This window comes from Niabella soli DSM 19437, from assembly GCF_000243115.2.
GTDB classification, from domain to species: Bacteria; Bacteroidota; Bacteroidia; order Chitinophagales; family Chitinophagaceae; genus Niabella; species Niabella soli.
In genome coordinates this window covers 947,320-972,614 of the sequence record NZ_CP007035.1, presented here as the reverse complement: position 1 = coordinate 972,614, position 25,295 = coordinate 947,320, and the positions used below count along the sequence as shown (strand labels likewise).

26 protein-coding genes and 1 tRNA gene are annotated in these 25,295 nt (G+C 45.2%); 10 read left to right on the top strand and 17 right to left on the bottom strand.

What is annotated here, in order from left to right:
* The first annotated feature begins 4 nt into the window (after positions 1-4).
* Entirely contained in the window at positions 5-856 is an 852-nt protein-coding gene (prmC, locus tag NIASO_RS04030) for a peptide chain release factor N(5)-glutamine methyltransferase (protein ID WP_008583282.1), read from the top strand.
* A gap of 35 nt (positions 857-891) precedes the next feature.
* Here prmC and NIASO_RS04025 read toward each other — a convergent pair whose 3' ends face one another.
* The 4 genes from NIASO_RS04025 to NIASO_RS04010 all read right to left on the bottom strand — a co-directional run bounded on the left by NIASO_RS04025 (position 892) and on the right by NIASO_RS04010 (position 4,435).
* On the bottom strand, positions 892-1,839 hold the full coding sequence (locus NIASO_RS04025) for an SPFH domain-containing protein (protein ID WP_008583284.1): 948 nt from the start codon (positions 1,837-1,839) through the stop codon (positions 892-894).
* A 109-nt stretch (positions 1,840-1,948) separates the two neighbouring features.
* The gene (pepT, locus tag NIASO_RS04020; protein ID WP_008583286.1) at positions 1,949-3,217 is read right to left on the bottom strand and encodes a peptidase T; all 1,269 of its coding nucleotides are present in this window, start codon (positions 3,215-3,217) and stop codon (positions 1,949-1,951) included.
* Positions 3,218-3,306: 89 nt separating this feature from the next.
* Positions 3,307-3,762: an FKBP-type peptidyl-prolyl cis-trans isomerase gene (locus NIASO_RS04015; RefSeq protein ID WP_008583287.1), complete on the bottom strand. Its 456-nt coding sequence runs from the start codon at positions 3,760-3,762 to the stop codon at positions 3,307-3,309.
* A gap of 64 nt (positions 3,763-3,826) precedes the next feature.
* Positions 3,827-4,435, bottom strand: a complete 609-nt coding sequence (locus NIASO_RS04010) for a DinB family protein (RefSeq protein WP_008583289.1) — start codon at positions 4,433-4,435, stop codon at positions 3,827-3,829.
* Between the two features lie 86 nt (positions 4,436-4,521).
* Between NIASO_RS04010 and fmt the strand changes: the two genes are divergently transcribed.
* Positions 4,522-5,466, top strand: a complete 945-nt coding sequence (gene fmt / locus NIASO_RS04005; protein WP_044046444.1) for a methionyl-tRNA formyltransferase — start codon at positions 4,522-4,524, stop codon at positions 5,464-5,466.
* A 21-nt stretch (positions 5,467-5,487) separates the two neighbouring features.
* Here the strand turns inward: fmt and NIASO_RS04000 are convergent, their stop codons facing one another.
* From NIASO_RS04000 to NIASO_RS03990, 3 genes are all read right to left on the bottom strand, one after another.
* The gene (locus tag NIASO_RS04000; protein WP_008583292.1) at positions 5,488-5,922 is read right to left on the bottom strand and encodes a type II toxin-antitoxin system VapC family toxin; all 435 of its coding nucleotides are present in this window, start codon (positions 5,920-5,922) and stop codon (positions 5,488-5,490) included.
* 8 nt (positions 5,923-5,930) lie between these two features.
* A complete protein-coding gene (locus NIASO_RS03995; protein WP_008583294.1) occupies positions 5,931-6,191 on the bottom strand; it encodes a DUF6364 family protein in 261 nt (86 codons plus the stop codon).
* A 283-nt stretch (positions 6,192-6,474) separates the two neighbouring features.
* Positions 6,475-8,304 (bottom strand): SH3 domain-containing protein, encoded by a 1,830-nt coding sequence (locus NIASO_RS03990; protein WP_008583295.1) that lies wholly within the window; start codon positions 8,302-8,304, stop codon positions 6,475-6,477.
* A gap of 145 nt (positions 8,305-8,449) precedes the next feature.
* On the opposite strand from NIASO_RS03990, the gene panD reads away from it, so the two are divergent.
* Together panD and NIASO_RS03980 are read left to right on the top strand one after the other, a co-directional pair.
* Positions 8,450-8,794, top strand: a complete 345-nt coding sequence (panD, locus tag NIASO_RS03985) for an aspartate 1-decarboxylase (protein ID WP_008583298.1) — start codon at positions 8,450-8,452, stop codon at positions 8,792-8,794.
* A 385-nt stretch (positions 8,795-9,179) separates the two neighbouring features.
* Positions 9,180-9,440 carry a hypothetical protein gene (locus tag NIASO_RS03980; protein WP_008583299.1) on the top strand — a complete coding sequence of 87 codons (261 nt, stop codon included), beginning with the start codon at positions 9,180-9,182 and terminating at the stop codon, positions 9,438-9,440.
* Positions 9,441-9,599: 159 nt separating this feature from the next.
* Here the strand turns inward: NIASO_RS03980 and NIASO_RS03975 are convergent, their stop codons facing one another.
* Positions 9,600-10,367, bottom strand: a complete 768-nt coding sequence (locus NIASO_RS03975) for a DedA family protein (RefSeq protein WP_008583300.1) — start codon at positions 10,365-10,367, stop codon at positions 9,600-9,602.
* A gap of 13 nt (positions 10,368-10,380) precedes the next feature.
* Positions 10,381-11,850 (bottom strand): dicarboxylate/amino acid:cation symporter, encoded by a 1,470-nt coding sequence (locus tag NIASO_RS03970; protein ID WP_025298690.1) that lies wholly within the window; start codon positions 11,848-11,850, stop codon positions 10,381-10,383.
* Positions 11,851-12,012: 162 nt separating this feature from the next.
* On the opposite strand from NIASO_RS03970, the gene NIASO_RS03965 reads away from it, so the two are divergent.
* The 6 genes from NIASO_RS03965 (at position 12,013) to NIASO_RS03940 (ending at position 16,964) form a co-directional block, all read left to right on the top strand.
* Complete coding sequence (locus NIASO_RS03965) at positions 12,013-13,686, top strand: amino acid permease (RefSeq protein WP_008583306.1); 1,674 nt, start codon at positions 12,013-12,015, stop codon at positions 13,684-13,686.
* 119 nt (positions 13,687-13,805) lie between these two features.
* Entirely contained in the window at positions 13,806-14,528 is a 723-nt protein-coding gene (locus NIASO_RS03960; protein ID WP_025298689.1) for a YebC/PmpR family DNA-binding transcriptional regulator, read from the top strand.
* An 11-nt stretch (positions 14,529-14,539) separates the two neighbouring features.
* Positions 14,540-14,869: a bacillithiol system redox-active protein YtxJ gene (ytxJ, locus tag NIASO_RS03955; protein ID WP_008583310.1), complete on the top strand. Its 330-nt coding sequence runs from the start codon at positions 14,540-14,542 to the stop codon at positions 14,867-14,869.
* Positions 14,870-15,023: 154 nt separating this feature from the next.
* A tRNA-Met gene (locus tag NIASO_RS03950) sits at positions 15,024-15,097 on the top strand.
* On the top strand, positions 15,073-15,372 hold the full coding sequence (locus NIASO_RS03945) for a GIY-YIG nuclease family protein (RefSeq protein WP_008583312.1): 300 nt from the start codon (positions 15,073-15,075) through the stop codon (positions 15,370-15,372). The genes NIASO_RS03950 and NIASO_RS03945 overlap by 25 nt, the downstream gene beginning before the upstream one ends.
* Before the next feature lie 410 nt (positions 15,373-15,782).
* The gene (locus NIASO_RS03940) at positions 15,783-16,964 is read left to right on the top strand and encodes an alpha/beta hydrolase-fold protein (protein ID WP_008583315.1); all 1,182 of its coding nucleotides are present in this window, start codon (positions 15,783-15,785) and stop codon (positions 16,962-16,964) included.
* Positions 16,965-17,224: 260 nt separating this feature from the next.
* Here NIASO_RS03940 and NIASO_RS03935 read toward each other — a convergent pair whose 3' ends face one another.
* Genes NIASO_RS03935 through NIASO_RS03900 form a run of 8 tightly spaced genes read right to left on the bottom strand, consistent with a single transcriptional unit; the run spans position 17,225 to position 25,293 of the window.
* The gene (locus NIASO_RS03935) at positions 17,225-18,445 is read right to left on the bottom strand and encodes a spinster family MFS transporter (protein ID WP_044046441.1); all 1,221 of its coding nucleotides are present in this window, start codon (positions 18,443-18,445) and stop codon (positions 17,225-17,227) included.
* Positions 18,446-18,475: 30 nt separating this feature from the next.
* Entirely contained in the window at positions 18,476-19,774 is a 1,299-nt protein-coding gene (locus NIASO_RS03930; protein WP_008583318.1) for an aspartate aminotransferase family protein, read from the bottom strand.
* 51 nt (positions 19,775-19,825) lie between these two features.
* Positions 19,826-20,893, bottom strand: a complete 1,068-nt coding sequence (locus NIASO_RS03925; RefSeq protein ID WP_025298686.1) for a Kelch repeat-containing protein — start codon at positions 20,891-20,893, stop codon at positions 19,826-19,828.
* Between the two features lie 9 nt (positions 20,894-20,902).
* On the bottom strand, positions 20,903-21,694 hold the full coding sequence (locus tag NIASO_RS03920; RefSeq protein WP_008583321.1) for an SDR family oxidoreductase: 792 nt from the start codon (positions 21,692-21,694) through the stop codon (positions 20,903-20,905).
* 3 nt (positions 21,695-21,697) lie between these two features.
* Positions 21,698-22,627: an aldo/keto reductase gene (locus tag NIASO_RS03915; protein ID WP_008583322.1), complete on the bottom strand. Its 930-nt coding sequence runs from the start codon at positions 22,625-22,627 to the stop codon at positions 21,698-21,700.
* The gene (locus NIASO_RS03910; RefSeq protein WP_211139887.1) at positions 22,624-23,472 is read right to left on the bottom strand and encodes an SMP-30/gluconolactonase/LRE family protein; all 849 of its coding nucleotides are present in this window, start codon (positions 23,470-23,472) and stop codon (positions 22,624-22,626) included. The genes NIASO_RS03915 and NIASO_RS03910 overlap by 4 nt, the downstream gene beginning before the upstream one ends.
* A complete protein-coding gene (locus NIASO_RS03905; RefSeq protein ID WP_008583324.1) occupies positions 23,450-24,922 on the bottom strand; it encodes a M81 family metallopeptidase in 1,473 nt (490 codons plus the stop codon). Before NIASO_RS03905 ends, NIASO_RS03910 begins: the two co-directional genes overlap by 23 nt.
* Complete coding sequence (locus tag NIASO_RS03900; protein ID WP_008583325.1) at positions 24,919-25,293, bottom strand: RidA family protein; 375 nt, start codon at positions 25,291-25,293, stop codon at positions 24,919-24,921. The genes NIASO_RS03905 and NIASO_RS03900 overlap by 4 nt, the downstream gene beginning before the upstream one ends.
* Positions 25,294-25,295 lie beyond the last annotated feature (2 nt).

Here is a 25,295-nt window from a genome sequence, read left to right as displayed (position 1 = left end):
CAGAATGGAGCTGCATCGTTTTAAAGATAAATTTATTGATACAATAAGCGCCGTCTATGAAAAACAGGAAGCGGCGAATATCTGGAACCTTCTCGTTCATTATTGCAACGATCATCAAGCCGATGCTGCTTTTCCTTCCAACAAGGCAATATTCCTTGAAAACATCAGTAAACGATTGTTGCAGGAGGAGCCCATACAATATATTTTAAACGAGGCCTGGTTTTATGATATCCCCTTTTATGTTGATGAAAATGTGTTGATCCCACGGCCCGAGACGGAAGAACTGGTGCATTGGGTCATCCGCGAGCACAATACAAAGCCGGCATTAAATATATTGGATATCGGCACCGGCAGCGGTTGCATCCCGATTATTTTGAAACGGAAACTAACCCAGGCGCTTATTACCAGTTGTGATATCAGCGCGGGGGCATTGGTCGTGGCCCAAAGGAACGCAAGCACCCACAATGCAATGATCAATTTTATACAACTGGATTTTTTAAATGAAATCGGCTGGTCGCTATTACCGAAGGCAGATATCCTCATCAGCAATCCGCCTTATATTCCTGAAAAAGATAAGTACACCATGAATCCTAACGTGGTGGATTACGAACCGGCACTGGCATTATTTGTTCCGGATCAGGATCCGCTGCTCTTTTACCGGAAGATAGCCGCCGCGGCGAAACAACTGTTGAACACCGGTGGCGCCATTTATGTTGAAATTCACGAAAGCCTGGGCGCCGCTACCAATGCGCTTTTTAATGCCAGTGGCTTCACAACAATTGTTCAAACCGATATGCAGGGCAAAGAACGGTTTGTAAAAGCTACCAAACGGGAAACGATAAACGATAAACAATAAGCCATTAGGAATTAGGCTCTTAATGGTTCAAAAAATCAACTCGCTGTATTGCCATCCTGGATCGCCTCGTTCCGCATCATCATTGCCTGAAACTGTTTCATCGTATGTTCCATTCCTTCGGTACTTCCGTCCAGGAAAATCACATTTCCTTTTCCGTATTCGGCAAAATTCTTAATTGCTTCTGTCCACATGCTAAATAAAATAAAATTGGTATCGAGGTTCGCCTGGCGCAATTCCACTGCAGCGGAAGACAGCCCTCTTGCCACTTCTTCGCGGAACAGCGCAATTCCCTGTCCTCTTAGTTTTGCTGCTTCACGCTCCGCCTCGGCGCTGATCTTGATTGCGTTTCCTTCGGCCTCCGCCGATTTTGTTTTGGTGATCAGCAAGGCCTGTCCTTCGTTTTCCGCAGCCGCCTTCAGGTTATTACTGGCCACCACCTTGCTCATTGAATCCAGGATCATTTTGTCAAACGTAATATCGTTGATCTGCAGGTCCAGCAGATGATAGCCCCACTCTTCCAGGGTATGATCGATTTCCACTTTTACATATTGCACAATTTCCCGACGCAGGCCCAGCACTTCGGCTTGTTTTTTTGTAGCCACAAATGCACGAATGTTTCCTTCGATAGTACGCACCAGCGCCTGCATCAGATCCCGGTCGCCAATAAATTTAAAAGCTACTTTTTTAATTGTGTCTTCGGTTTCATTCTGAACAGCATATAAAAGCATCGCCTTAAAATACACATTGGCCTGATCCTGCGTTACCGCCTGAAATTCCAGTTCCACAGAACGGTTCTGAATCGATATTCTTTTCATTACCTTTTCAAAAAACGGGATCTTCAAATGCAGGCCCGGACCTACAATGCGCCGGTAGCCGCCAAACAGGGTAATCACTCCAATGTATCCCTGGTTGATCGTAAACAAACCACTGAGGATCGCCAACACAACCAATCCCAGTACCACGTAAATAAAATTGAATTCCATTAGCTTTGAATTTTAATTATAATAATAGAGGCAATTATTTTTAACTTTTATGTACCCGGCAGCAGTACTGCTGGCAGCTTTGTTGTCCCGATGGCCATCGGGACACTCTTCACCCTCCGGTTCTTTGCTCACCGGATCGCTCTTCCCACACCTGCACCAGGTTCACAAGCGTTTCCACAGACTTTTGCATATCCTGGATACTTACATATTCGTGCTTGCCATGAAAGGCCATTTCCCCGGTGAAGATATCCGGGAAAGGTACGCCCATAAAGGATAAACGGGAACCGTCCGTACCGCCCCTGGCACTATACTTTTGAAAAACAACGCCGCTCCGCTCCATCGCGATCTTAGCACAGGTCTCAATTTCTGGATATTGATCCACGATCTCCTTCATGTTGCGGTATTGCTCGCTGCTTTCAAATGTATAACTGCTGCCGGAGAATTTTCCCACGGCCTGCTTGGCAAATTCTTCCAGGCGGGTTTCATGTAATTTCAACCGCTTTGTATCAAAATCGCGGATAATAAAACTAACGGTTGCTTTTTCAGCGGTTCCGTCCATATGTACGGGGTGTACAAATCCTTCCCGCTCCTCCGTCGTTTCCGGACTAAAAGAATCCCTGGGCAACAGATCAATAAATGCCGCCGCGATCTTTATCGCGTTTACCAGTTTGTTCTTTGCATACCCCGGATGAATACTGTTACCCAGAAAGGTTACCGTTACACCATTTGCACTAAAAGTTTCACCGGTGTAACCGCCCCGTGGGCCGCCATCCAGCGTATAACCAAAATCCGCGCCCAGGCGCGCCAGGTCTACATGGTCCACCCCACGGCCAATTTCTTCATCGGGGGTAAACAGGATCTTAATAACGCCATGTTTTATTTCCGGGTGCTGTACCAGATAATTTGTCAGGTCCATGATAATGGCAACGCCTGCCTTATCGTCTGCGCCCAACAAGGTGGTTCCCGAAGCGGTTATAATATCTTCTCCCTTTTTTGTTTTTAAATAGGGATGATCCGGCGGGCGGATGATCTGATTCGGATCATCTGGTAACACAATATTTTTGCCGTCATAATTCCGGTGCACAATTGGCTTTACATTATACCCCGGGCAATCCGAAGAAGTATCCACATGACTGCAGAAACAGATCACCGGAACCGTTTTATCTGTGGTAGCCGGAATGGTGGCATACACATATCCCTTTTCATCCAGCGCTGCATCCGCAATTCCAATAGATCGCAATTCTTCCACCAGGACCCGGCTCAAATCCTTTTGCTTTTCAGTAGAAGGAACTGTTTGTGAGTACGGATCACTTTGCGTGTCGATCGTTGCATATCTTAAAAACCGCTCCGCAACAGTAAATTCATAATTAGCATTCATAAATGACTTTAAATTTTTGCAAAAACAACAGCGAAATAAATACAAAAGCAGCTTTTTCAAGCTGCTTTAAAAATTATATTCAAACCAGATCAGGGCATAATGATCAGCGGGCTTCCGCCTTCTATTTCCACCAGCTCCAGATCAAACACCAGGTCTTTTCCCGCCAGTGGATGGTTGGCGTCCAGTACGATTTTGTCGTCTGTTATTTCCTTTACAACCACCTGGAACTGCTGCCCCTGCGGATCGCTCATTACCAACGGCATTCCTACTTCCACTTCCATATCCTGGGGCAGGCGTTCTTTAGGCATTTCAATAACCATATCCGGATTTACAGGTCCGTATGCCTCATCCGCCGGAATAGTGATGGTCTTTTTTTCACCCACTGTCATACCGGTTACCCCATCATCAAACCCTTTGATCACCATTCCGCCTCCGATCTCAAATGGAAGCGGATCCCTTCCCTCAGAAGAATCAAACGTCTCCCCGGTAGTCAGTTTACCATGATAGTGTACTTTTACCTTATCGCCCTTTTTTGCTTGTTGCATCAGTTGAATTTAAAAATTTATAAACGTTTTAAGCGGGGAAGGTAGTCTTTTTTAAGCATACCGCTTATTTTTTAGGGAAACCAGAGCTTTTCATCACTTCTTCAAGCTGTAAGGTATGCCGTTCGCTGTGTGCCGCCAGCAATAACAAGCCCTGGTATACATCTAATAGACCAATGGGCGTTTGCATAAAACGCTCTCTTAGCGGATCCTGGGTTGTTTTCAGGTAGGCAATAGTTGAATCTCGTTTTGAAAGAAACACCTTTAAGGCAGCCTGGGTGTTGGAGAACGTATTTTTGGGGCGCAGCGCTTCAGGGGCCTGGGCTTTTTTGGTGCGGTCTGTAACCCCGGCAACCAATTGTTCATTAGTAATTTGCTTTTCCGGCTTCTTCAGGGAAGAAGTGTCATTTTTTAATCCCATCATGCACCATTGCCACAATTCACCTTCTGCCAGTGTAATGTGCTCAACGCATTGCGCTACAGACCAGCGGGTACTATCCGGTTTATAATTTAATTGTGCAGGGCTCAGCCGCTCCACATCCTTTAACAGCCGCTCTCTGGTTTTTATAAAATAATCAACCGCAAACTTCCTGTCTTCGGGAGTCAGCTCTTTTGTTTTGGGCGCAAGAAAACCACTTGCAATAAGTACTACCAGGCCCAGTAAAATTTTTTTCATAAAAAATGATTTTTTTTAACAAACAATACCATTCTAAAGGTACTTCAATTCCGGTATTTTCGATATTATGTTATTATTTTCGCGGGATGATTTTTAGTGACGCTGCAAAGCAATTACGTATCGTATTTATGGGCACACCTGAATTTGCCGTAGCGAGCCTGGATGCCCTTTTGAAAGCAGGCGCAACGATTGCAGGAGTGATTACGGCGCCGGACAAACCGGCCGGCCGGGGGATGGAATTACAGCAAAGCGCGGTAAAGAAATACGCTGTGGATAATGGATTGCGGGTTTTACAGCCGGAAAAATTAAAAGACCCGGTTTTCCAGGAGAAGCTGCGTCAGTTAAACGCCGATCTGCAGATCTGTGTTGCCTTCAGAATGTTGCCGGAGACCGTATGGAATATGCCGCCGATGGGTACCATAAACTTACATGGTTCGCTGCTGCCGCAATACCGTGGTGCCGCCCCGATAAACTGGGCAGTGATCAATGGCGAAAAAGAAACGGGGGTTACCACGTTTAAATTGCAGCACGCAATTGATACAGGGAATATTTTATTACAGGAATCATTTCCGGTTGGAGCGGACGACACTGCGGGCATTGTGCACGATACGATGAAAGCAATCGGCGCCCGTCTTTTGGTAAAAACGGTTGATGGATTGGCAACCGGTACCATCACCGAAACGCCCCAAACCATCGCGCCAAACGAAACGATCCATCATGCGCCAAAAATATTTACGGAGACCTGTTTGATCCATTTTGATAATCCCGTCAAAGCCGTACACGACCTCGTACGCGGTCTGGCGCCCTACCCCGGGGCCTTTACTTTTTTAAACGGGAAAAAACTAAAGATCTTCAAAGCCACAGCTCAATACACTATACCAAACGTACCGGTGGGCGAATACCAGACCGATGGCAAAACCTTTTTGTCGGTTGCCTGTGCTGATGGTCTGCTCGACCTGAAAGAAGTTCAACTGGAAGGAAAGAAAAAAATGGCGATTGAAGATTTTTTAAGGGGATATCAATTTAAGTAGCAGCTCCCCGGGTTATTCGTTTTATTTCAACCGTTTCCCCATGGGGTAATAGCTTTTCAAAAAACCAATTGCGGTAAGCACTTCTATGGTTGAGAAATAAAAATCGCTTACATTTTCTGTTACAATGCAACTGCATCCGGCCCTGACAGCAGCAAAATATTGAAGCCCGTCTTCAAAATCGTTAATGCTTTTATCGGCGGCGGCCTGCTGTACTTCTTCACTCCCGCAATCCGCAATGATAAAATGATTGGCGAGCAGCGCTATGCGTTCCTTTGCAATTTTATTACCATGTTTTTTTTCGGCAAAATAAAAAGTAATCGCGAAGCAAACAGAAGTAGTAACCAGTTGATAGCGCTGTGCTGTTGCCCAACTCAGTACCCGCGCTGCATAAGTATATAAAGGATATTCTTTGTTTACTACAGCTACCAGGATATTAGCGTCGATAAAGATCTTCATGAATGCACTTATTTACGGCTTTCATAAAAATCCTTCTTTTGGCTTTTGCTAAGCGATTTTGTATTATAAACAGCAGGACCTTCAGCAACAACGCTCACCCATTCCTCAATGGGTATATGCTCGATGTTAACACTATGCTGGCCGGTTGCTATCACCTTTTGCAGTAAAAGCTCAACAAGGCGGGAAAGGCTCAACCCCTCTGATGCAGCATACGCCTTTGCTTTTTCAATTACTGAAGCATTAAAACTTAAAGTAACTTTTGCATCCATACACAGGTGGTTTAAATGAAAAAATATTTTATACTACAAAGATATTTTTTTTATACGTACAACTTGCGTTAAAAATTAATAGGTTAACGGCGCCGGAGCGGCGCGATTGGTAAATTTATAATGACCATCAATATACAAATGAATTAAAAGCTTTGATGCAGCGCGCGCAGGGCTTTATTAATCCAGAAACCTTCCGAATAAATTACGCTATTTAATGTAACTTTTATTATAATACACTTTGTATAATATTATAATAAACAGCTATTTACGTTCTGGTTCAATATCAATGCGTAACCTTTAAATCAAAATCAGCATCATTAATACGCAATGCCGTTGCTGCGGCTTCACTGATCCGGGCATTTAAGTTGCTTTTTTCCTTCAGGCTTTTTACATCGCCCAACACTTTTGCATAAACGATCGCATTATTACCGGGATTCGATAATTTAACGATGGTTCCCGCGGGTATGCCATCAATAAGCGCATAATATTTCCCATCCGCCCAGCCTTTGTCGGTTTTAAAGATCCCGGAATGAACCGATTGATCTTTTCCGGCAGCGCCACCATTTTGTGTTGTGTAAGCCGCTTTAAAGAAGCCACTCTGATCGGTATTGGCCGCTACATCGGCTACCGGTGCGGAAGAAACTTTTTCCTGTTCCACCGGGCGTTTTTGCGGTTCCGGTTTTTTAGTAACCGCTACTGCTTTGTCTGTGGCAATGGGCGCAATAGCATCCAGCGGCCCAAGAAATTGTGTGGCCATAAAACCCTCCACGCCGCCATTGGTACGAACAGCCGCCCATTCTTTGTTCACATGGTGGGTAACGGTAACAATTTCATCTTTCTGGGCACTACCCACAACTGGTTGGTCCGTACCCGGCCCCTTGCGTATATTGATCGTGGTTTCTACATTCACTTTTGCCTGTTCTTCCTTTGTTTTTGCATTGCGGTCGTTTGAGGCAACTACGGGTGTTTCAGTTCCCGGCTCCAGGTATTTTGTAGCGGCATACCCATCCATTCCGTCACTGGTACGCACTGCGGACCATTCGTCGTTAACCTTCTTCAACACGGTAAGCGTTGCGCCGTTTTCTGCCCTTGTCACTATGGGTTTATCGGTTCCGGGGCCTTTCCGGATATTCAACGCCGTGGTCAATTGTATTTTTTTACCGTATTCCTTTACCGGAGCCTCCTTATTTGCGGCCGGTTCAAGGTATTGGGAAGCAGCATACCCTTCTATGCCGTCGCTGGTGCGTACAGCAGACCATTCATCATTTACTTTTTTGAGCACCGTAAGCGCGGCATCTTTCTGAAGCCGTGCTACTACTGCTTTATCGGTGCCCGGACCTTTACGAATGTTGAGCGCCGTACCAAGTTTTATCTCTTTTCCGGTGGCTTTTACCGGTTCATCGTTGTTTTCTGAATCAGCAGGTACCAGGTACTGAGAGGCAGCATAGCCTGTTTTTCCATCACTGGTACGCACCGTGGTCCACTCATCATTTACTTTTTTCAAAACAGTAACCGTTTCATCTTTTTCTATCCTGCCAACGATCGGCTTATCGGTTCCAGGCCCTTTACGGATATTGATCGCAGTGCCCACTTTTATTTGTTTTCCGCCCTTTGTCGCTTCATTGCGTTGCTTTGCCGGTTTTTCATCGCCCCTGTCTTCCGCATCTTTTTCTGGATGCTTATTTACCATATAGCCAACCAGAAGCTCATCGCCTTTGGCAACAACATCTTTTTTAATTTTATTCCAGGACCTCAACGTTTTAACAGATACGCCGTTAAACTTCCGGCTGATCGTGGAAAGATTATCCTTTGCCCCTGCTTCATAATAAACGGGAATATTATTTTTCCGGATCTCCGTCAGGTTCGAGGCCGTGACCGGTACTTTAATCACCTGCCCTATTTTGAGGTTTTGAGAAGCCTTTATCCCGTTGGCCTTTGCCAGCGAGGCCTGCGATACATCGTATTTTTTACTTAGATAATTCAGCGATTCCCCAGACGTAACAGTGTGTTCTACAACAGTTCCCCTGGAGGAGTTCAATGCAGTTAATTTTTTCTGACCCTGCGCAGCGGTCAATAACAGAACAAATCCGGTCGTAACAATAAACGATTTCATGGTATTAAAATGGGTCTTAAAATAATTCCAATAATGCACGAATTTACAATAATATTCGCAACTATTGCCCTTCGGCAATTGTTAACTCTAATACTTTTCTTAAAGAAAGAACAGATACTTTGAAAAACTGTAATTTTGCACCCCTATGTTCATAGAAGTATTTAAATCAAAAATACACCGGGCAACGGTTACCGAGGCTTTTTTGCATTATATGGGTAGTATTACCATAGATGAAGATCTTATGGATGCCGCCAACCTTATTGAAAACGAGAAGGTACAGGTCGTAAATATTAACAACGGCGAACGGCTGGAAACCTATGTGATCAAAGGGAGACGGGGCTCGGGCACTATTTGCCTTAACGGGCCTGCTGCCCGCAAAGCCCAGGTGGGAGATTCCGTTATCATTATCTCTTATGCGCTTATGAATTTTGAAGAGGCTAAAAAACATCAGCCAACGATCATTTTTCCAAAAGAAGGCAATAAGCTGTAATGGTTAAGGGTAACGCTGGAAGAAAACAATCCGGCAGGGCTGGAATAGTTTTTGCGGCCTCAATAATGTTAATGAGCTGCTGAACGGCAGGCGCATTTTAAAATGTGACCCTAACAAAAGCCGGTAGCGCATCAATAGCCGGAAATACGGAAAAGATATTCTTTTCCATCAACGCTGATATACTGTATCACAGCCGTTCCGGATGTGCTATTGGGGCTGACTAAAAAGCCCTTATTGTCATGCCTTCCGATAACCATTGGGATGATCCGGCATCTAAACTTAAGAGTGATTTTCAATAGAAGTTCAGAACGAAAACGTGTTCTCAACGGGCTTTTGGGTCAGCCCCGCAGGACTCCTCTCAATTATTCACTAAAAGACTACTGGTATGAAAGAGAAGTATGTCTTAACAGCCCTGTTTTACCTGATTGCCTCACTTATCGTTTATGCATTCGTAAAACTAAGTCCTGATGCCGATGATGGCACCCCTGGCCTGGGCAGCAATATATTCCTGTTTTTTATTACCATGATCACATTGCTTGTTATTATCAATTTCATTAAGGGCATTATAATAAAAAAGGATTTTTATATTATAGCGGCTATTCATACAGCGGCTATCATCCTGATTTATTTATTTGTTTTCCGTTAGCATACTGCACAAAACAGCCGGGAAAACGAGCAGAGCAATAGTGATTGGTGAAACGCCAAACATCAGGTAGTGTCCCTCATATGGGTTCAGCCGCTTCGCGCGGGCAAGATGGTAAACTGCTTAACAGCAACACTACTTCCCGTCAACTAAGGCCAGCTATTAATCTATATTTTCCGGAGTAACGCCTGCTCCCGTTGCCGCATTCTCTTTGACCTTCTTCTTCCCGCCCGCCAGTTTTATAATAACGGGAGCCGTTGTAATTACCACAATGCCCAATACAATATATTCCAGATGCTGCTTCAGATCAAACCCAAAGGAAGCCATCAGCCATTTTTGCAGAAAGTGCCCCGCAAACAGCATAGCAAAAACCCAGGCAACACACCCCAGAATATTGTAAAAAGTAAATTTGGCTTTATTCATCCCAACGATGCCCGCCACAATAGGCGCAAAAGTTCTGATGAAAGGAAGAAAGCGGGCAACAATAATAGCGCCGCCGCCGTGTTTTTCATAAAAGTCATGCGCCTGTTCCAGGTAGCGCCGTTTGAAGAAAAAATTCTCTTTCCAATGATACATGGACGGCCCTACTTTTCTGCCGGTCCAATAGCCTATCATATTGCCCAGAACACCGCATATAGAAATAAGCAACCATAATATAATAAGATCTACCCATTCACTCTGCAAATGCCCCAGGTTAAAATGCTTCAGGAACTGGTAAGCCAATCCCGGTTCGGCTGCAGGGCCTTCACCAATCTTATGAGCATAGATACCGGCAACAAATAAAAGCGTATCGCCGGGCAGGAAAAACCCGGCAAACAAACCCGTTTCTGCAAACACCACGAAGAGCAGCAGCCACAAGCCCCCATTTTCAATATACCACTGCGGTTGTAATAACTGCGTCCAGCTAAAGCTGCTTAAAAGTTCAATCATTTTTTTGGTTTAACTATTCCTCTACAAAATTCAACGCCTTTTGTTCATCAAATTCATTTTCCCACCGGGCTATAACACAACTTGCCAGCATGTTTCCCAAAACATTAACAGATGTACGCGCCATATCCATCAGCTCATCGATACCATAAATTGCCATGATGGGCCATAAAGGCAGCTTAAAGGTATGCGCCGTTGCCACCAGGATGACCAGGGAGGCCCGGGGCACTGCCGCCACCCCTTTGCTGCTCAGCATCAGCGATAGCCCGATGAGCAACTGCTCTCCAAAAGAAAGATGCATACCGGCTGCCTGCGCTACGAATATCGACGCTAAAGAAAGATACAGAGTGGTACCATCCAGGTTAAAGGTATAACCGGTAGGAATAACAAAGGAAACTATTTTTTGAGGTACGCCGAATTGTTCCATGTTTTCCAGCGCTTTAGGAAGTGCAGAATCGGAACTCGTTGTGGCAAAAGCGATGGAAACCGGCTCCCGCACCGCCTTTATGAACTGTTTTAAAGGCACTTTAGCTATAAAAAGCGCGATGGGTAAGAGTACAAAAAGAATAAAAGTAAAAAGTGCCAGGTAAAGCGTAATCAGCAACATCCCCAGGTTCTTTAAAATATCGATCCCCAGGTGCCCCACCGTTACCGCTATCGCCGCTCCCACGCCAAAAGGCGCAAAGTTCATGATAATATTGGTGAATTTGAACATGGTTTCCGAGAGGCTCTCCGTAAAGTTTATCAACGGTTTCTTCTTTGCTTCAGACAACATTGCCAACGAGATACCAAAGACCAGACTAAATAAAACTATAGGTAAAACATTGCCTTCATAAATAGATTTGATGATATTTTCGGGAAAGATATCTACGATATGATCCTGCCAGGTTTTGGCCGAGGGATCCGGCAGGCGGTCGATCAGCTTCGGGGGCACCTGCACTCCCGCACTGTCTAAGATACCGATCACTTTTTCCTGCAATACTTTCTCCTGGGAATGGGGTAATTCGTGAAGCAGCGCCGGCGGAATATGGATGCCTTTACCGGCATTGGTTAAGTTAATAAATGCCAGCCCTATAATCAATGCAAAACTGGTTACTACCTCAAAATAAAGTATAGACTTCCATCCCATCCTGCCCACCTGCTTCAGGTTACTATGGCTGGCAATGCCCACCACCAGTGTTGAAAAGAGCAGGGGTGCCACAATCGTTTTGATGAGGCGCAGAAAAATGGTGCTCAGGAATTTAAGGTTTTGAGAAAAGGCGGGAAAATCCACCCCGATCTCGATCCCTATCGCCATGGAAATAAATATCCAGGTGGTCAGTGACCGTTTGTAACAGCCCAGCAGAACAAAACTGCCCAACAGGATCCATCGCGCAGCGAAAAGGATTGAATGGGGCACAGGCGTCAGCTCTTCATGTATTAAATGCAAAGCAGCAACCAGTGTAAATAATAAAACGGAAAGCAACCCGGCTTTTCTCTTATTCATAGTCGAGTGGATATTTGCCAAAACTAAAGGTTTTGCTGTTCCGGTTCCAACAAATTTTAAAAAAAATATAATCAGAATGTATCGCGAAGCGGATTATTACTTACTTTTCACGATTATATCCACTTTTTTAAATAAAATTCTACTCATTAAAGAATTGAACTTATGGGATTGTTTGTAAAGAAACCATTAAATACGTTGCTTGCCGAAGCTGAAGAATCAGAAAAGGGGCTGAAAAAAACGTTAACTGCAGGATCATTGGTGGCATTAGGGATTGGAGCCATCATTGGCGCTGGTCTTTTTTCCATCACTGGCATGGCCGCCGCCAATCATGCCGGGCCCGGTATTATGGTATCCTTTATTGTTGCAGCTTTGGGATGCGCTTTCGCGGGTTTATGCTATGCGGAGTTTGCCTCCATGATCCCTGTTGCGGGAAGTGCTTACACCTATAGTTATGCCACCATGGGTGAATTTATTGCCTGGATTATTGGATGGGACCTGGTTCTGGAATATGCTGTGGGCGCGGCTACGGTGGCTTCAAGCTGGTCCGGGTATCTTTCAAAATTATTTGCCTCCTTTGGCGTTGCGCTGCCCCAGGCGCTTATGATGACACCTTTTGATACGGCCGCCGATGGATCGCATGGTATCATGAACCTTCCCGCAGTATTTATCGTAGTGGTAATGTCGTTGGTACTAATCAAAGGCACCAGTGAATCAGCTCTTGTAAATGCGATCATCGTAATATTAAAAGTAGGTATCGTAATAGCATTTATTGCCGTTGGATTTAAATATGTAAAACCTGAAAACCTGCAACCACTCATTCCCGAAAACCAGGGATCTTTCGGAAAGTTCGGATGGTCGGGCATTATCCGCGCAGCGGCAATCGTGTTTTTTGCTTATATAGGATTTGACGCGGTTTCCACGGCAGCCCAGGAAACAAAAAATCCAAAAAAGGCGATGCCTATTGGCATCATGGGCTCCCTTTTGATCTGTACCATATTATATATCATTTTTGCTTACGTAATGGTAGGCGTAGTCAATTATACCGAGTTTGGTAAAGGAAATGCCAGCGATCACCTGGCTCCGGTTGCAATTGCCATTGAGCATATGGGCACCGCGGACGCCAGCGGTGTTATTCATCCTGCTTACCCCTGGTTGAATAACACCATCATTGTTGCCATTTTATTGGGTTATTCTTCTGTAATACTGGTGATGTTGTTAGGACAAAGCCGGGTATTTTACTCTATGAGCAAGGATGGGCTGTTGCCACGCTTCTTCTCGAGTGTGCACCCTAAATACAGGACCCCCGCACGTTCCAACCTTTTCTTTATGCTGTTTGTAAGCTTATTTGCCGCCTTTATTCCCGGCAGAGTGGTAGGCGAAATGACCAGCATCGGAACTTTATTTGCGTTTATCCTGGTATGCATCGGGGTAATTATATTAAGAAAATCGAATCCGGATGCGCCCCGCGCCTTTAAAACGCCAATGGTGCCGCTGGTGCCGGTACTGGGCGTGATCGTATGTTTTGGAATGATGGCATTTCTTCCTTTCGATACCTGGATCCGGCTGATCGTATGGATGTTGGTAGGTATGGACGTATACCTGTTCTTTGGCATGAAAAACAGTTTACTGAACCAGGGTAAAACCGAAAGCAAAAGTTACCGGGTAGTGAGCAGCACCGGTATCGTAATGGCCATTATTCTGGCCGTCGTCGCTTTTGCGCATCATTATAGCGCCGAAGTTGCGGATACGGGCCTGTTTTACTTCTCCCTTGGCTTTGCCCTGCTCCATCTGGTGATATTTTTTGTCAACCGTTCCGGAAAGGCACAAACAGCCTGATCAACTATTAATACTATTTATGCTACAGCCTGCCCGTTTTCGGCGGGCTGTTTTTTTATACTTCGTGCAAGAAGCCGTAAATTCGCACCTCAATTAATTTTTTAGACCAAGTATTTTATATGGGAAGGATATTTGAAGTTCGTAAAGCTACCATGTTTGCCCGCTACGATCGGATGGCAAAGCAGTTTACACGTATTGGCAAGGAGATCGCTATTGCCGTAAAAGCGGGTGGGCCCGATCCGCATACCAACGCCGCATTGCGCCGCTGTATGCAGAATGCGAAAAGCGTGAATATGCCCAAGGACCGCGTGGAAGCGGCGATCAAGCGGGCTCAGGGAAAGGAAATGGAGAATTTTGATGAGATCCTTTATGAAGGATACGGACCGCACGGCGTGGCTGTTTTGGTAGAAACCGCTACAGATAATCATGTGCGGACAGTAGCCAATGTAAAATCGCATTTTAACAAAGGCGGCGGTACCCTTGGAAACAGCGGCAGCGTGGCATTCCAGTTCAACAAGATGGGTGTATTTAAATTAAATCCCGCAGGCCTGAATGCCGAAGACCTGGAGCTGGAACTGATTGATGCCGGATTGGAAGAACTGGGAGAAAGCACCGATGAAAACGGCAAAGATATACTGGTAGCGCGTGTGGCCTTTAATGATTTCGGCAATATGCAAAAAGCGCTGGAAGAAAGAAACATTACGCCTATCAGCGCGGAAGTAGAATGGATCCCTTCCACTACGGTACCGGTAACGGACGAACAGGCGGAGGAAGTAAGTAAACTGATTGAGCGCCTGGAGCAGGATGATGATGTGCAGAAGGTTTTTCATAACATGCAATAAGGCTCTGAATAATGGAATGGATCAACCTGGAAAATGAAGAACAATTAGCAGCAATTGATGCCCTTTCTTTTGAAAGGCCACAATTAATTTTCAAGCACAGCACCCGTTGTTCGATAAGCTCGGTTATCAAAAACCGGCTAAACAAAGGCGAATTGCCAGCGGGAATCGATTTTTATTTCCTGGATCTCATCGCCTATCGTGCGGTTTCAAATCAAATAGCGGAAAAATACGGGATCCGGCATGAATCGCCGCAGGTATTGCTGATAAAAGACGGGAAATGCGTTTATAACGAAAGTCATAGCGCTGTTTACATGGAAGACATCCTGGATGCTGCCGGCTAAAACATTTTTGTGAAAAAACGCAAAATGATTTCCTAATTCCGACGGGAATAGCTATTTTTGCGGCCCGATAATCGGTTTCTGGTTTCTGGTTTCTGGTTTCTGGTTTCTGGTTTCTGGTTTCTGGTTTCTGGTTTCTGGTTTCTGGTTCGGCGATGGCGAGGTAGCTCAGTTGGTTAGAGCGCAGGATTCATAACCCTGAGGTGATGGGTTCAATTCCCATCCTCGCTACACAGCTCCTGAAAGGGAGCTTTTTTTATGTTATGATCTACACCGTTTATATTTTGTTTGCGCCACAATATAACAAGCATTACACCGGCTTTACTACTGACCTGGAATTAAGATTAAAATCGCACAACGAATTTGGAAAAGACTGGACCGCCCGATACCGGCCCTGGAAACTGATCTATACAAAAGAATTTGACACTAAAGCTTTGGCAATGGCCTTTGAAAAGTGGTTAAAAACCGGTGTGGGACGCGACTTCGTTAAAACGCTTCCCCATTAACGGCGCGCAGGATTCATATCCGCCGCGGCGGAGTTGGGTTCAATTCCCATCCTCGCTACACAGCTCCTGAAAGGGAGCTTTTTTTATGTTATGATCTACACCGTTTATATTTTGTTTGCGCCACAACACAGATGGGCGTTTTCATTAAAAGAACGAAACCTCTTTTTTCTTTTCTTCATATCTCCTTAACAGATTGTAGGCTACAAGAAAGGACCCGTTTACTTTCAATCGGTGCAATGCAAGTTTTGAAACATTTTCAACGCCATTAATAAATTTTCTCAGCAACGGAGGGGACTGAGTAAACCCGTAAGTAAACATCGATTAGTTTATTCGATTTACATAAAATCCGTCTTTCATATATATTTGAGGTGTCAAAGATTTCGCGGTGCGTTATACAATCAATTACAATCATGAAAGCAGCAATTAGATCTTTTAATTTCCTGGGCGTATTTATTTTCTGTATGATATTTATAAATGCGGCTAAAGCACAATTAGATACCATTCCGGCAAGCGACAACAAAGCCTTTTTAATAAATTCTAAAACGCTTAACGAGCAGCGCAGTATTTGGGTACATTTACCAGAAGGCTATTACGCAACCACACAGACATACCCCACGTTATACCTGCTTGATGGCGAAGGACATTTTAGGTATGTTTCTGAACTTGTAGATTATCTTTCAAGCTATGACAGAAACAGGATTCCCCAAATGATAGTAGTTGCTATTCTGAATATTGATCGTACAAGAGATTTTACGCCAATTCATTCTTTGCTTTTTGGAGGAAAAGTCGACAGCACGTTGATGAGAACAACCGGTGGTGGCGCCAAATTTTTGCAATTTATTCAAACCGAAGTTGTTCCTTTTGTAGACAGCAATTTTAGAGTGCAACCTTATCGCATTCTCGCAGCGCACTCTTTGGGCGGAACTTTTGGTGCATATGCCAAGGAAGCCGCTCCTAATCTGTTTAAATCAATGATTCTTATGAGCCCTGCTATTTACGGAGGTAACAGCGAAATACTTCGCCGGTTCAAGCCATTTCTGCAAAGGCATCAAAATCTTTCGGGAAAAATATTTATATCAATCGGCAATGAAAACATGCAAACAGTAGATACACTTATCAGCCAGATAAAAATGTATGCACCCAAGACCTTGGCATGGCAATTTCGGCAATATAAAGAAGAAAACCATTTTTCCGTTACTTATAAAAGTATGTATGATGCACTTAAATTTATTTACCAGGATTGGTTTATTGATAACTACGATACAACAAAGCTATCTTACAAAGACATAGAATTGCATTTTGCCAGGTTATCGAGAGAATTTGGCTACACAATTTACCCTACCGAAGAGCTCATGAACAACGCAGGGTATAAACAACTTAATACCGGGAATATTGATGCTGCAATAGAAATATTCAGGAAAAATCTCATCAATTTCCCAAATTCATGGAATGCATTTGATAGTATGGGAGAAGCCTATTTGAAAAAAGGAGAAAAGCGCTTAGCAATAAAGAATTACGAAAGATCTATTACGTTGAATCCTAATAATGAAGCTGGCAAAAAAATATTAACGGAATTGAAAAATGAAAAATAGCAATAGCTGTAATTATCAGAAATGATCAGGCCCTGGTTTTGCTCCTCAGAGTATTGCAAAAATATCGGGTCTATTCTAATTCTCCCTGGCGTCGGACTACTTTCATATCTATAATGCCAGCAATGTTTACGCAGGAATACATTTATTGGTAAGCGGTCTTGATTACTCATTACCCAATATCCTGGCAACCAGCAGCACAACGAACTTTTCAACCGGCATTTATTTTAAATGAACAAGCAAAAAACTAATGAGTCCCTGAACTATTCTGTAGCTTTTCCCTTAATACTTATGACGGCCAGTGCCGCCAGTACAATTAAGACTGCAGCACTTTGATAAATAGTGCCCAGCGGAATATGCGCATCGCGTAAGGCGCCTCCAAAATATAATCCAAGCCCACCCACCAGCGTGCCGCAGAAATTCAGAATACCGTATCCTGTGGCACGATACCGGTCATCAACAATCATACTTAATATGGGCATCGTATTCGTATCTGTAAAAGATTTTGTAAATGCGTACACTACAAAACAAACCACCGCAACGGCCAACGCCGTTGCGTAACTTGCCAGGAATACCGCCGGAGCCGCGATAGCCAGACCAATTGCCGGCACCCATATGCGGGCCCTCCTGTTACGCCGGCTCCACAGATCAGCTAATACTCCGCCCGCGAGCACCCCCACTATGGCTGCAGCAGAAACACAACCCGTTGCGTATACCCCGGCTTCCGTTTGAGAAAGATGAAATTTTTCCTGGAAATAAGTAGGTAGCCAACCTACTACCAGCCAGGCCATCACACTTACCAGGGCAAAAAATACAACCAGCAGCATATAAGATCGTTTCCCAAAAAGTGTTTTCAGCGCCTGCAAGAAATTCGCCTTTGTTTCCTCCGGCGCCTTATCAGTTTTTAATTGTGTTGGCGCATCCTTCAAAATAAAGAACAACAATATGGTATAGGTAACACCAAAGCTGCCGAATACAAAAAAAGCAGTATTCCAGCGATGACTTTCAGCAATCCAGCCGCCTAAAAAACCTAAACTTTGCCCAGTCATAATCCCTGCCATATGGATACCTGTCGCCAACGACCGGGTATTTCCTTTATGATAATCCATGATCAGCGCCAGGGCTGCCGGCATATAACAGGCTTCACTTAGCCCCATTAAAGCCCGCGTCAGCAACAACTCATGATAGGAACTTGCATAGGCAGTCATCCAGGTGACAACCGACCAGATCAACAAGCTCAGCAGTATTACTTTACTTCTGCTAAACCGATCTGCAAGAAAACCCGCAATGGGGCTAAAGGCACCATATACCCACAGAAACACTGCCGTCAGCAATCCAAACTCTGCATCGGTCATTGGGATAGCCGTTACAATAGAAGTGCGCATGGTTGTAATCATCGTGCGGTCGATATAATTCAGCAGGGCAATTACAAACAGGAGCCCCACAACCATCCAGGCCCTCTTCCTATTATTCCCTATGCTCATTTCCGGTATCATAATACTTCTCCCCAACATTTATAAGCCCGATAATACCTCAGTGGCTATTTTAATGGCATGATCAATATCCTCTTCTGTATGTGCTGCACTGATATACCAAAGTCCTCTTCCGATGATCCGGATATTTCGATCGTGCATCGCTGCTATAAACCGCGACAATTTGAGCCGGTCCGTTTTTAGCGTATCCCGGTAATTCCGCATCATCTCCCCTCCTCCAAAAGCGGTTACAAACATAGGGCCCGGGCCGGTAACGATCAGGTTTTGTCCTGATTGTTTTGCCGCATTCCGCAGTCCGTCCATCAGGCGCTGGCCTAAAGCAAATAGTTGCGGATAGGGATTGTCCCGCTCCAATACCCGCAATGTAGCCAGCGAGGCTGCTATCATCGGGCAACTGGAGTTCATCGTACCCGCATGTATTACGATCGATTTTTCGATCAGCTCCATCCATTCATATTTACCTACAATGGCGCTTATAGGATAGCCGCTCCCCATCGCTTTTGCAAAAACAGACAGATCAGGAACGATATTATAAAAAGACTGCGCCCCGCCCAAACCCAGCCTGAAACCGGTAATCACTTCATCAAAAATTAAGGCAATCCCATATTGATCGCACAACTTCCTCATTCCTTTGAGAAAGCCGTCTTCAGGCTCTATACAACCGTTGTTACACATAACCGGCTCGGTAATGATCGCCGCAATCTCGTGATGATGGCGTTCCAATTGCTCTTCAAGCAACTTCAGGTTATTCCAGGAACAAATAAAGAACTCGTCCCTTGTGGACGGAACGATCCCCTGCGACCAGGGGAAGGCAACAGGATCGTTCACCGCTCCCAGTGCTTCCGGATCTGGTGCGGATATGCCCCAGGCCACATTATCCAGCCACCCGTGATAATGTCCCTCAAATCTTAAAAATTTATTTTTCCCTGTTTTTGCTCTTGCCACCCGCAAGGCCGTTTGCACAGCCTCCGACCCGTCGAGGCAAAAACGGATCCGTTCCGCAGAAGGGATGAGCTCCGCGATTTTCTCCGCAAGCTCCAATTCCTGTAAATGCTGACCAGCATAAAGTTGCCCCCGGACCGAATAATTGGCGACGGCTTCCAGCACTTCGGGATGGGAATGTCCCAGGATCATCGGTCCCTGGCTTAATGTAAAATCTAAATATTCATTGTTATCAACATCCACAATACGGCTGCCTTTTGCGGATAAATAAAACAAGGCATGAGGATGATTATATTTTCTAAACTCTGAGGAAACGCCTCCTGCAAGCACTTTACCCGCACGCTCCAATAATTGTTTCGACTGCTGATACCTGGTCATTTTATAGCTTTTACAAGATCATTTAATGCGAACAATACTTATACTGTTCTTTTATTTAATTTTTATCGAAAGTACCGTAGGGGTGCGCTTTCCAGGCTTTACTTCTCCGTTGATGATCCAAAAAGATCCGTCATACGCAACAACGGGCGCCGTTAGCCGCATTTCCGTTTTTGGAAGATGGCCAATTGTACTCCACCTGTTTAATTTTGTGTCATATGATAATATATCTGAAATAAACCCCGGATGCGTAAGCGGGTCTTTATGCTGGGCCGTGGCATTATCCAACCCACCGGGGAAGATCACAAAGCGATCTTGAACCACCGGAGCCGGACCAGGCCCCGCCGCAATGCCCCATGGGATCTTTTCAATTTTATGCCAATTACCGCCCACTAATTCACCGTTTTTAAGGATGGGCGAAAAACAATATCCATCATCCAGAACATTCCGCTTAACACCCTCTTTTGAATTTTCGGTTTGTATACCACTGAAAATAAAAAAACGGTTGCCTACCCCCGCAGACACGGCGTTCATACGTTCCGGTCCCGGCCAGGATGGCAATTGGACCCACTTATTTTTTTTCAGATCCAGAGCTAAAAAAGTAGTAACGGGACCGCCATCAGGGCCAAACGTTCCCCCGGCAACGAACAAAAAATCGCCGGCAAGAGCACCCGTCATATTGGCCAGCGCAACGGGCATCGACGCCATCGAATCCAGTACTATCCCACTATTCTCGACTTTAATGGAATAAACTTCACTGTAATGTTTTTTTTCATCGCTCCCTCCCACTAAAATTACTTTTTCATTATAAGAGGCGGTAACTCCATAGGCGCGCTTTCCTGGAAGCGAAACAGGGCTTCTTCCCCATTGGCCGGTTTGTTTATTAAAAAGGAACAGGTCGTTATACCACATTTTACTACCTCCTTCCCAGGGCATCTTATCCGGAAAATTAGCGCCTCCCGCTGCTACAACAAAACCATTGCTTACGCCCGCGAACATCCCTGCAAAGCCTTCCCTGTCCGGAATCGAAGGCACTAAATTATAGCTCAACCGGACCTGGGCAATGCCCTTGTTCATTAACAGCATGGATAACATACAAATAAAAAACATTTTCTTTTCCATATACAATCATTACCAGCTTGTCCAGCCCCCGTCCACCAAAAGATTGTGCCCTGTAATATAAGCAGACGCTTCGGAAGCCAGGAACACGATCGGACCTTTGATATCATTGTCGTTAGCGAATCTGCCCAGTGGAGTTAATTGTTTATAATTCGTCGTAAAGGCCGTCTCTCCATAAGTTTCGTTAACACCGGGGCCATACCCTCCGGGGCTAAGACAATTGCAGCGGATATTAAATTTCCCATAATAATTGGCAATCCATTTTGTAAATCCGACCAGCGCCCATTTATCATAAGTATAATTAACCGGGCTCGTCATGCCGGTTGTGCCGTAGACCGGAAAATTAGGCCCGACCGCTCCCTGTATCGATCCTATATTTATAATATTGCCCCGGCGGCGGGAACACATATGCGCTAACACTGCTTTTGTCAACAGCATAAGCCCTGTTGCATTTACCGCCTGTGCATTTTCCCATTCTTCTTTTTGCAGATCAGCCAGGTTCTTAAAGCCTTCTCTTGAAACCGCATTGTTAACCAATATGTCAATCTTTTTATAGGTATTGAGTATTGCGGCAACACAATCAGTAATTGAGGATTCCTCTTTAAGATCTAACGGCAAGGCGGCCGCTTTGAAACCCAATCCTTTCAACTCCTTCGCATAACGCGTACAGGCTTCCATATTCCGGGAAGCAATGATCACCTGCGCCCCGGCTTCTGCCAGGGCCAGCGACATCGGTTTCCCAAACAAACCGGTTCCGCCGGTGATCAGCACTACTTTATCTTCAAGACTAAACAAATGATTCATTTTTTACAATTTCCAATTTTTAGGAATAAGCAACTGCTCCGGAACATCCTTAAAAAAAAATTTCGCCTCTTCTAAAATTTGCTGCGGAATCGGGGGCGTGCGCATTAAGCCAATATTCTCCAGGAGCTGGGCTTCATTATCGGCGCCCACAACGATACTGTCAATCGCTTTAAAATTCCGTACATAGGAAAAACAGAATTGAGCAATGCTCATCTTGCATCTTTTTGCAAAAGCAGCTAGCCCTTCCAGGTAAAAAGCAGCCGGCTGTAAATTCCCGGTAAGTGCTGAGGGGTTCCTGAGGAGCAGTCCTTTTAAGAAGACGCTCCGTGCAAAAACAATTTTATTTTCCTTTTCGAGTTGCTCCCAAACCGGATGATCTTCGGGGAAGCGCTGATCAAAAATATTAAGCGGCAGTTGCAGTACGCTGACTTCCGGAAGGAATGCCAGCCGCGGCAACTCGGACAGATTATCAATTGAAATACCGCCGGAACCGATCAGCCCCTCCTGCTTCAGTGAAACGAAAAGGCCCGGAAGCATTTCGGCAACTACATCTGTGTTATAATCTGAAACCATATGAAATAAACAAAAGGGCAGCCGGGCAAGCTTCAATTGTTGAAGCGATGCTAAAACACTGCTGCGCGCCTGTTCTTTCGCCAGTGAAAAATCCCCTACAGCCTCTTTCGATATTTTAAACTTTGTTACAATCGAAACCTGCCCCACGGAAGTCCCCGATAGCAGCTCGCCCAACAGTGTTTCCGCTGTTCCATATTCCCGGGCGGTATCAAAACAGGTGATCCCGTTTTTTATTGCGGTATCGATCAAATGCACCGCCGTTCGCTTATCCGGCTGACGCTGCCCTTCAAAAACGCCGTAGTTAAGCCCCAGCGAAACCGTTCCGAGTGTTAATGGGGAAATTTCAAAATTACTCGTCATCTTCTGCGCATTTTTACAATTTTTATCATCCCCGGACCGGGCTCGCCTGTTCCTCCTGTAACCAATAACCAGTTATCATTCATAAAAACATTAGAGGTAAGGGGGATGCCCGTTTCATATTTACCAATGCACATACCCCTGTCATTTAAAACCCATAAGCAGGACATTCCATAATGTGCCACCCAAAGATTGTAAAAGCAATCCACAGCCAGGCCATCCGGCAGGTTGCCACTTTTTTTCCCGGAAGGATTGACCGGCAAATCGCAAAAAACTTCCGGAGTGCTTCCGGGCAGTCGCAGGTCGGCCACCAGAATTCTGTTTTTGTAGCTTTCCGCAATATATAATTGGCCCCGGACCGGGTTGATCGCAAGTCCGTTAGGGTAGTCCAATTCTTTGGCGATGATCCTTGCTGTGCCGGTGCGATCCACATGTCCGACAATACCGCAATGCCGGACCGAATCGGTAAAAAAGAATCCCCCGTTAGTATCGCTGATCAGATCGTTGGGGCAACTGATCCTATAGCCGGAAATTAAGCCCCTCACCGCTATTTTATCCAGCCTCCCGCTTTTATCAAATTGTTTTATAGCCCCTTCCAGACTATCACAAACCAGGTGATCTCCCTTTTCATTAATCATCTGCCCGTTCGGACAAGTGGTCCGTGCCCATTCTGTGGCAGCCCCGTTTTTGTCAATTTTCAGGATTTGGCCTCCTTTCAGATTTGTGACAAACAAATTGCCCTCCCTGTCTATTACCGGGCCTTCGGTATAAAAAGGTTGCGGAAGCGTAATGGCTCTTCCCTTAAATTCCTGAAAAATATGATCTTTATACATTGTTGATCGCTTCAAATGGATATAACGGCACTCTTCTGTTTTTAAAAATAAAGGTGGTAACGTCCGCACGGGTTTCCCCCGGCGTATCCACCTGCAAAATTGTTGCACAGGTATCCTTAAAGGCCGCTATGGGAGCATTCACTCCTTTTGCTATAACCCAGTTCAGTTCCTCCACTACTATCCCCAAACTGGTTAACTGTCTGCTGCTGAACGGAGGTATCTTAAGTGATGCAATAATGATGATATTCTGATGGTCTGTGTGCAGTACCGCCACTTTTCCCATATTGAATTGCGTTTGCCCGCCATGTCTTGGATCCGGCTCGGTAAAAAAACCGTCCTGTAATCCAACCAGTGTAACAGCGTAAGACGCTGGGCTGTTTACCGCATCTATTTGTTCAAAAGAAATGTCAAAACGGGCGCCTTTTTCCAAGCGCGAAATCCATGCTACTGTTGGCGCATGCGTAATGCAGATACAGGCCCGGGTTTGCTCCGCAGCTTCCAACAGATCCATCAGGTACATACTTGTACCGGCGGAACCACCACCCACGTTATCCCCCATATCCAGCAACAGCACCGGTTTTTGTAATGAAGCAGCATCGGGTAAAATTGTTTGCAGCCGGACTTTCGCGCCGGTAAATTGCTGCAACCGGCTAAGGAAGCAGGACCTCAATTCCATAATCAGGTTTTCAGAAGCAGGCGCCTTTGTAGTTATCACCACCAGGGAGGTGCCCATTTCCCGGACGTCGGCATACGGGAAACCCAGGATGATACTTGCATGTAACACGCCGGCATCTGCCGCAATTTGTTGCACTTGCCGGTAAAGGGAAATACAAGGCTCATTACCGGTATTTTGCTGTTCTATACTGATGGAAAGTGGCAACTGAATAAGTTGCTGCTGCACTGCCATGTTCTCAAAAAGCATTTGGTTCAACAATTGGGCCGCCCTGATGCCAGTTGCCCGCTGATCTAAATGCGGATTCGTCGCATAGGCAAAGAGCGCGTTCGTTGCGGCAATCATTAGCGGGCTCACATTGGCATGAGGGTCCAGCGTTCCAACAATTGGCACTTCCACACCCACCAACGTCCGCACAAAGGAAAGCCAGTCCCCGTCCATATCAGGGTAAGCATCACAGACCCCCGCACCATGCGGTGCCACCAATACAGCATCCACGGGCAATACTGATTGCAACAGGGCTCCAAGCTCCGCTTTCAGGCGCAGGTAAGTTTCCGTTGCAATGGATCCTCCCGGAGTCGCTTCAGCATATAAAACCGGCACCAGTTCCACCTGTTCATGATCCATTGCCTGAATAAACCCGCCTATTTCATGATGAGCCTCTTTATAGTGCGCAACAATAGCGTCCCCTTTTAATAAATGACCGTTTTCGAAATCAGCATAAACCGTCGGCCGTTTATTAAACGTATTGGACTCGTGATAAATACCTATTATTGCGATCTTTTTTTTCATTTGTAACGTGCAATTGCATCCACTTCAAATTTCAATACAGTACCCAAACACCCGATCAGCGTGGTTCTTGCAGGAAAAGGCGCACTAAAATATTCTTTGTAGATCGTGTTGAAGGCAGCCAGATCTTCCTGGCGGGCCACATAGTTGCGCACCTGCACTACGTCTTCCATCGATAGGCCCGCTCCTTTTATAATGCACTTTAAATTATCGAAGGAGCGCCGGCACTCTTCTTCAAAGCTCCCGTTTATAATTTTCCCTTCCATATCTACAGAGGCCTGTCCGGAAATAAATAAAAAATCACCGCTCCGGATGGCCGGCGAAAACGGTAAATGACTTTGAGGAATTGCATCCCCGGCTACCACTTCTTTCATTG

What these genes read in the sequence shown, in the direction of transcription:
- prmC (WP_008583282.1), top strand. Translation starts at nt 5, where the DNA reads ATGGAGCTGCATCGTTTTAAAGATAAATTTATTGATACAATAAGCGCC.
- NIASO_RS04025 (WP_008583284.1), bottom strand. Translation starts at nt 1,839, where the DNA reads ATGGAATTCAATTTTATTTACGTGGTACTGGGATTGGTTGTGTTGGCG.
- pepT (WP_008583286.1), bottom strand. Translation starts at nt 3,217, where the DNA reads ATGAATGCTAATTATGAATTTACTGTTGCGGAGCGGTTTTTAAGATAT.
- NIASO_RS04015 (WP_008583287.1), bottom strand. Translation starts at nt 3,762, where the DNA reads ATGCAACAAGCAAAAAAGGGCGATAAGGTAAAAGTACACTATCATGGT.
- NIASO_RS04010 (WP_008583289.1), bottom strand. Translation starts at nt 4,435, where the DNA reads ATGAAAAAAATTTTACTGGGCCTGGTAGTACTTATTGCAAGTGGTTTT.
- fmt (WP_044046444.1), top strand. Translation starts at nt 4,522, where the DNA reads ATGATTTTTAGTGACGCTGCAAAGCAATTACGTATCGTATTTATGGGC.
- NIASO_RS04000 (WP_008583292.1), bottom strand. Translation starts at nt 5,922, where the DNA reads ATGAAGATCTTTATCGACGCTAATATCCTGGTAGCTGTAGTAAACAAA.
- NIASO_RS03995 (WP_008583294.1), bottom strand. Translation starts at nt 6,191, where the DNA reads ATGGATGCAAAAGTTACTTTAAGTTTTAATGCTTCAGTAATTGAAAAA.
- NIASO_RS03990 (WP_008583295.1), bottom strand. Translation starts at nt 8,304, where the DNA reads ATGAAATCGTTTATTGTTACGACCGGATTTGTTCTGTTATTGACCGCT.
- panD (WP_008583298.1), top strand. Translation starts at nt 8,450, where the DNA reads ATGTTCATAGAAGTATTTAAATCAAAAATACACCGGGCAACGGTTACC.
- NIASO_RS03980 (WP_008583299.1), top strand. Translation starts at nt 9,180, where the DNA reads ATGAAAGAGAAGTATGTCTTAACAGCCCTGTTTTACCTGATTGCCTCA.
- NIASO_RS03975 (WP_008583300.1), bottom strand. Translation starts at nt 10,367, where the DNA reads ATGATTGAACTTTTAAGCAGCTTTAGCTGGACGCAGTTATTACAACCG.
- NIASO_RS03970 (WP_025298690.1), bottom strand. Translation starts at nt 11,850, where the DNA reads ATGAATAAGAGAAAAGCCGGGTTGCTTTCCGTTTTATTATTTACACTG.
- NIASO_RS03965 (WP_008583306.1), top strand. Translation starts at nt 12,013, where the DNA reads ATGGGATTGTTTGTAAAGAAACCATTAAATACGTTGCTTGCCGAAGCT.
- NIASO_RS03960 (WP_025298689.1), top strand. Translation starts at nt 13,806, where the DNA reads ATGGGAAGGATATTTGAAGTTCGTAAAGCTACCATGTTTGCCCGCTAC.
- ytxJ (WP_008583310.1), top strand. Translation starts at nt 14,540, where the DNA reads ATGGAATGGATCAACCTGGAAAATGAAGAACAATTAGCAGCAATTGAT.
- NIASO_RS03945 (WP_008583312.1), top strand. Translation starts at nt 15,073, where the DNA reads ATGGGTTCAATTCCCATCCTCGCTACACAGCTCCTGAAAGGGAGCTTT.
- NIASO_RS03940 (WP_008583315.1), top strand. Translation starts at nt 15,783, where the DNA reads ATGAAAGCAGCAATTAGATCTTTTAATTTCCTGGGCGTATTTATTTTC.
- NIASO_RS03935 (WP_044046441.1), bottom strand. Translation starts at nt 18,445, where the DNA reads ATGAGCATAGGGAATAATAGGAAGAGGGCCTGGATGGTTGTGGGGCTC.
- NIASO_RS03930 (WP_008583318.1), bottom strand. Translation starts at nt 19,774, where the DNA reads ATGACCAGGTATCAGCAGTCGAAACAATTATTGGAGCGTGCGGGTAAA.
- NIASO_RS03925 (WP_025298686.1), bottom strand. Translation starts at nt 20,893, where the DNA reads ATGGAAAAGAAAATGTTTTTTATTTGTATGTTATCCATGCTGTTAATG.
- NIASO_RS03920 (WP_008583321.1), bottom strand. Translation starts at nt 21,694, where the DNA reads ATGAATCATTTGTTTAGTCTTGAAGATAAAGTAGTGCTGATCACCGGC.
- NIASO_RS03915 (WP_008583322.1), bottom strand. Translation starts at nt 22,627, where the DNA reads ATGACGAGTAATTTTGAAATTTCCCCATTAACACTCGGAACGGTTTCG.
- NIASO_RS03905 (WP_008583324.1), bottom strand. Translation starts at nt 24,922, where the DNA reads ATGAAAAAAAAGATCGCAATAATAGGTATTTATCACGAGTCCAATACG.
- NIASO_RS03900 (WP_008583325.1), bottom strand. Translation starts at nt 25,293, where the DNA reads ATGAAAGAAGTGGTAGCCGGGGATGCAATTCCTCAAAGTCATTTACCG.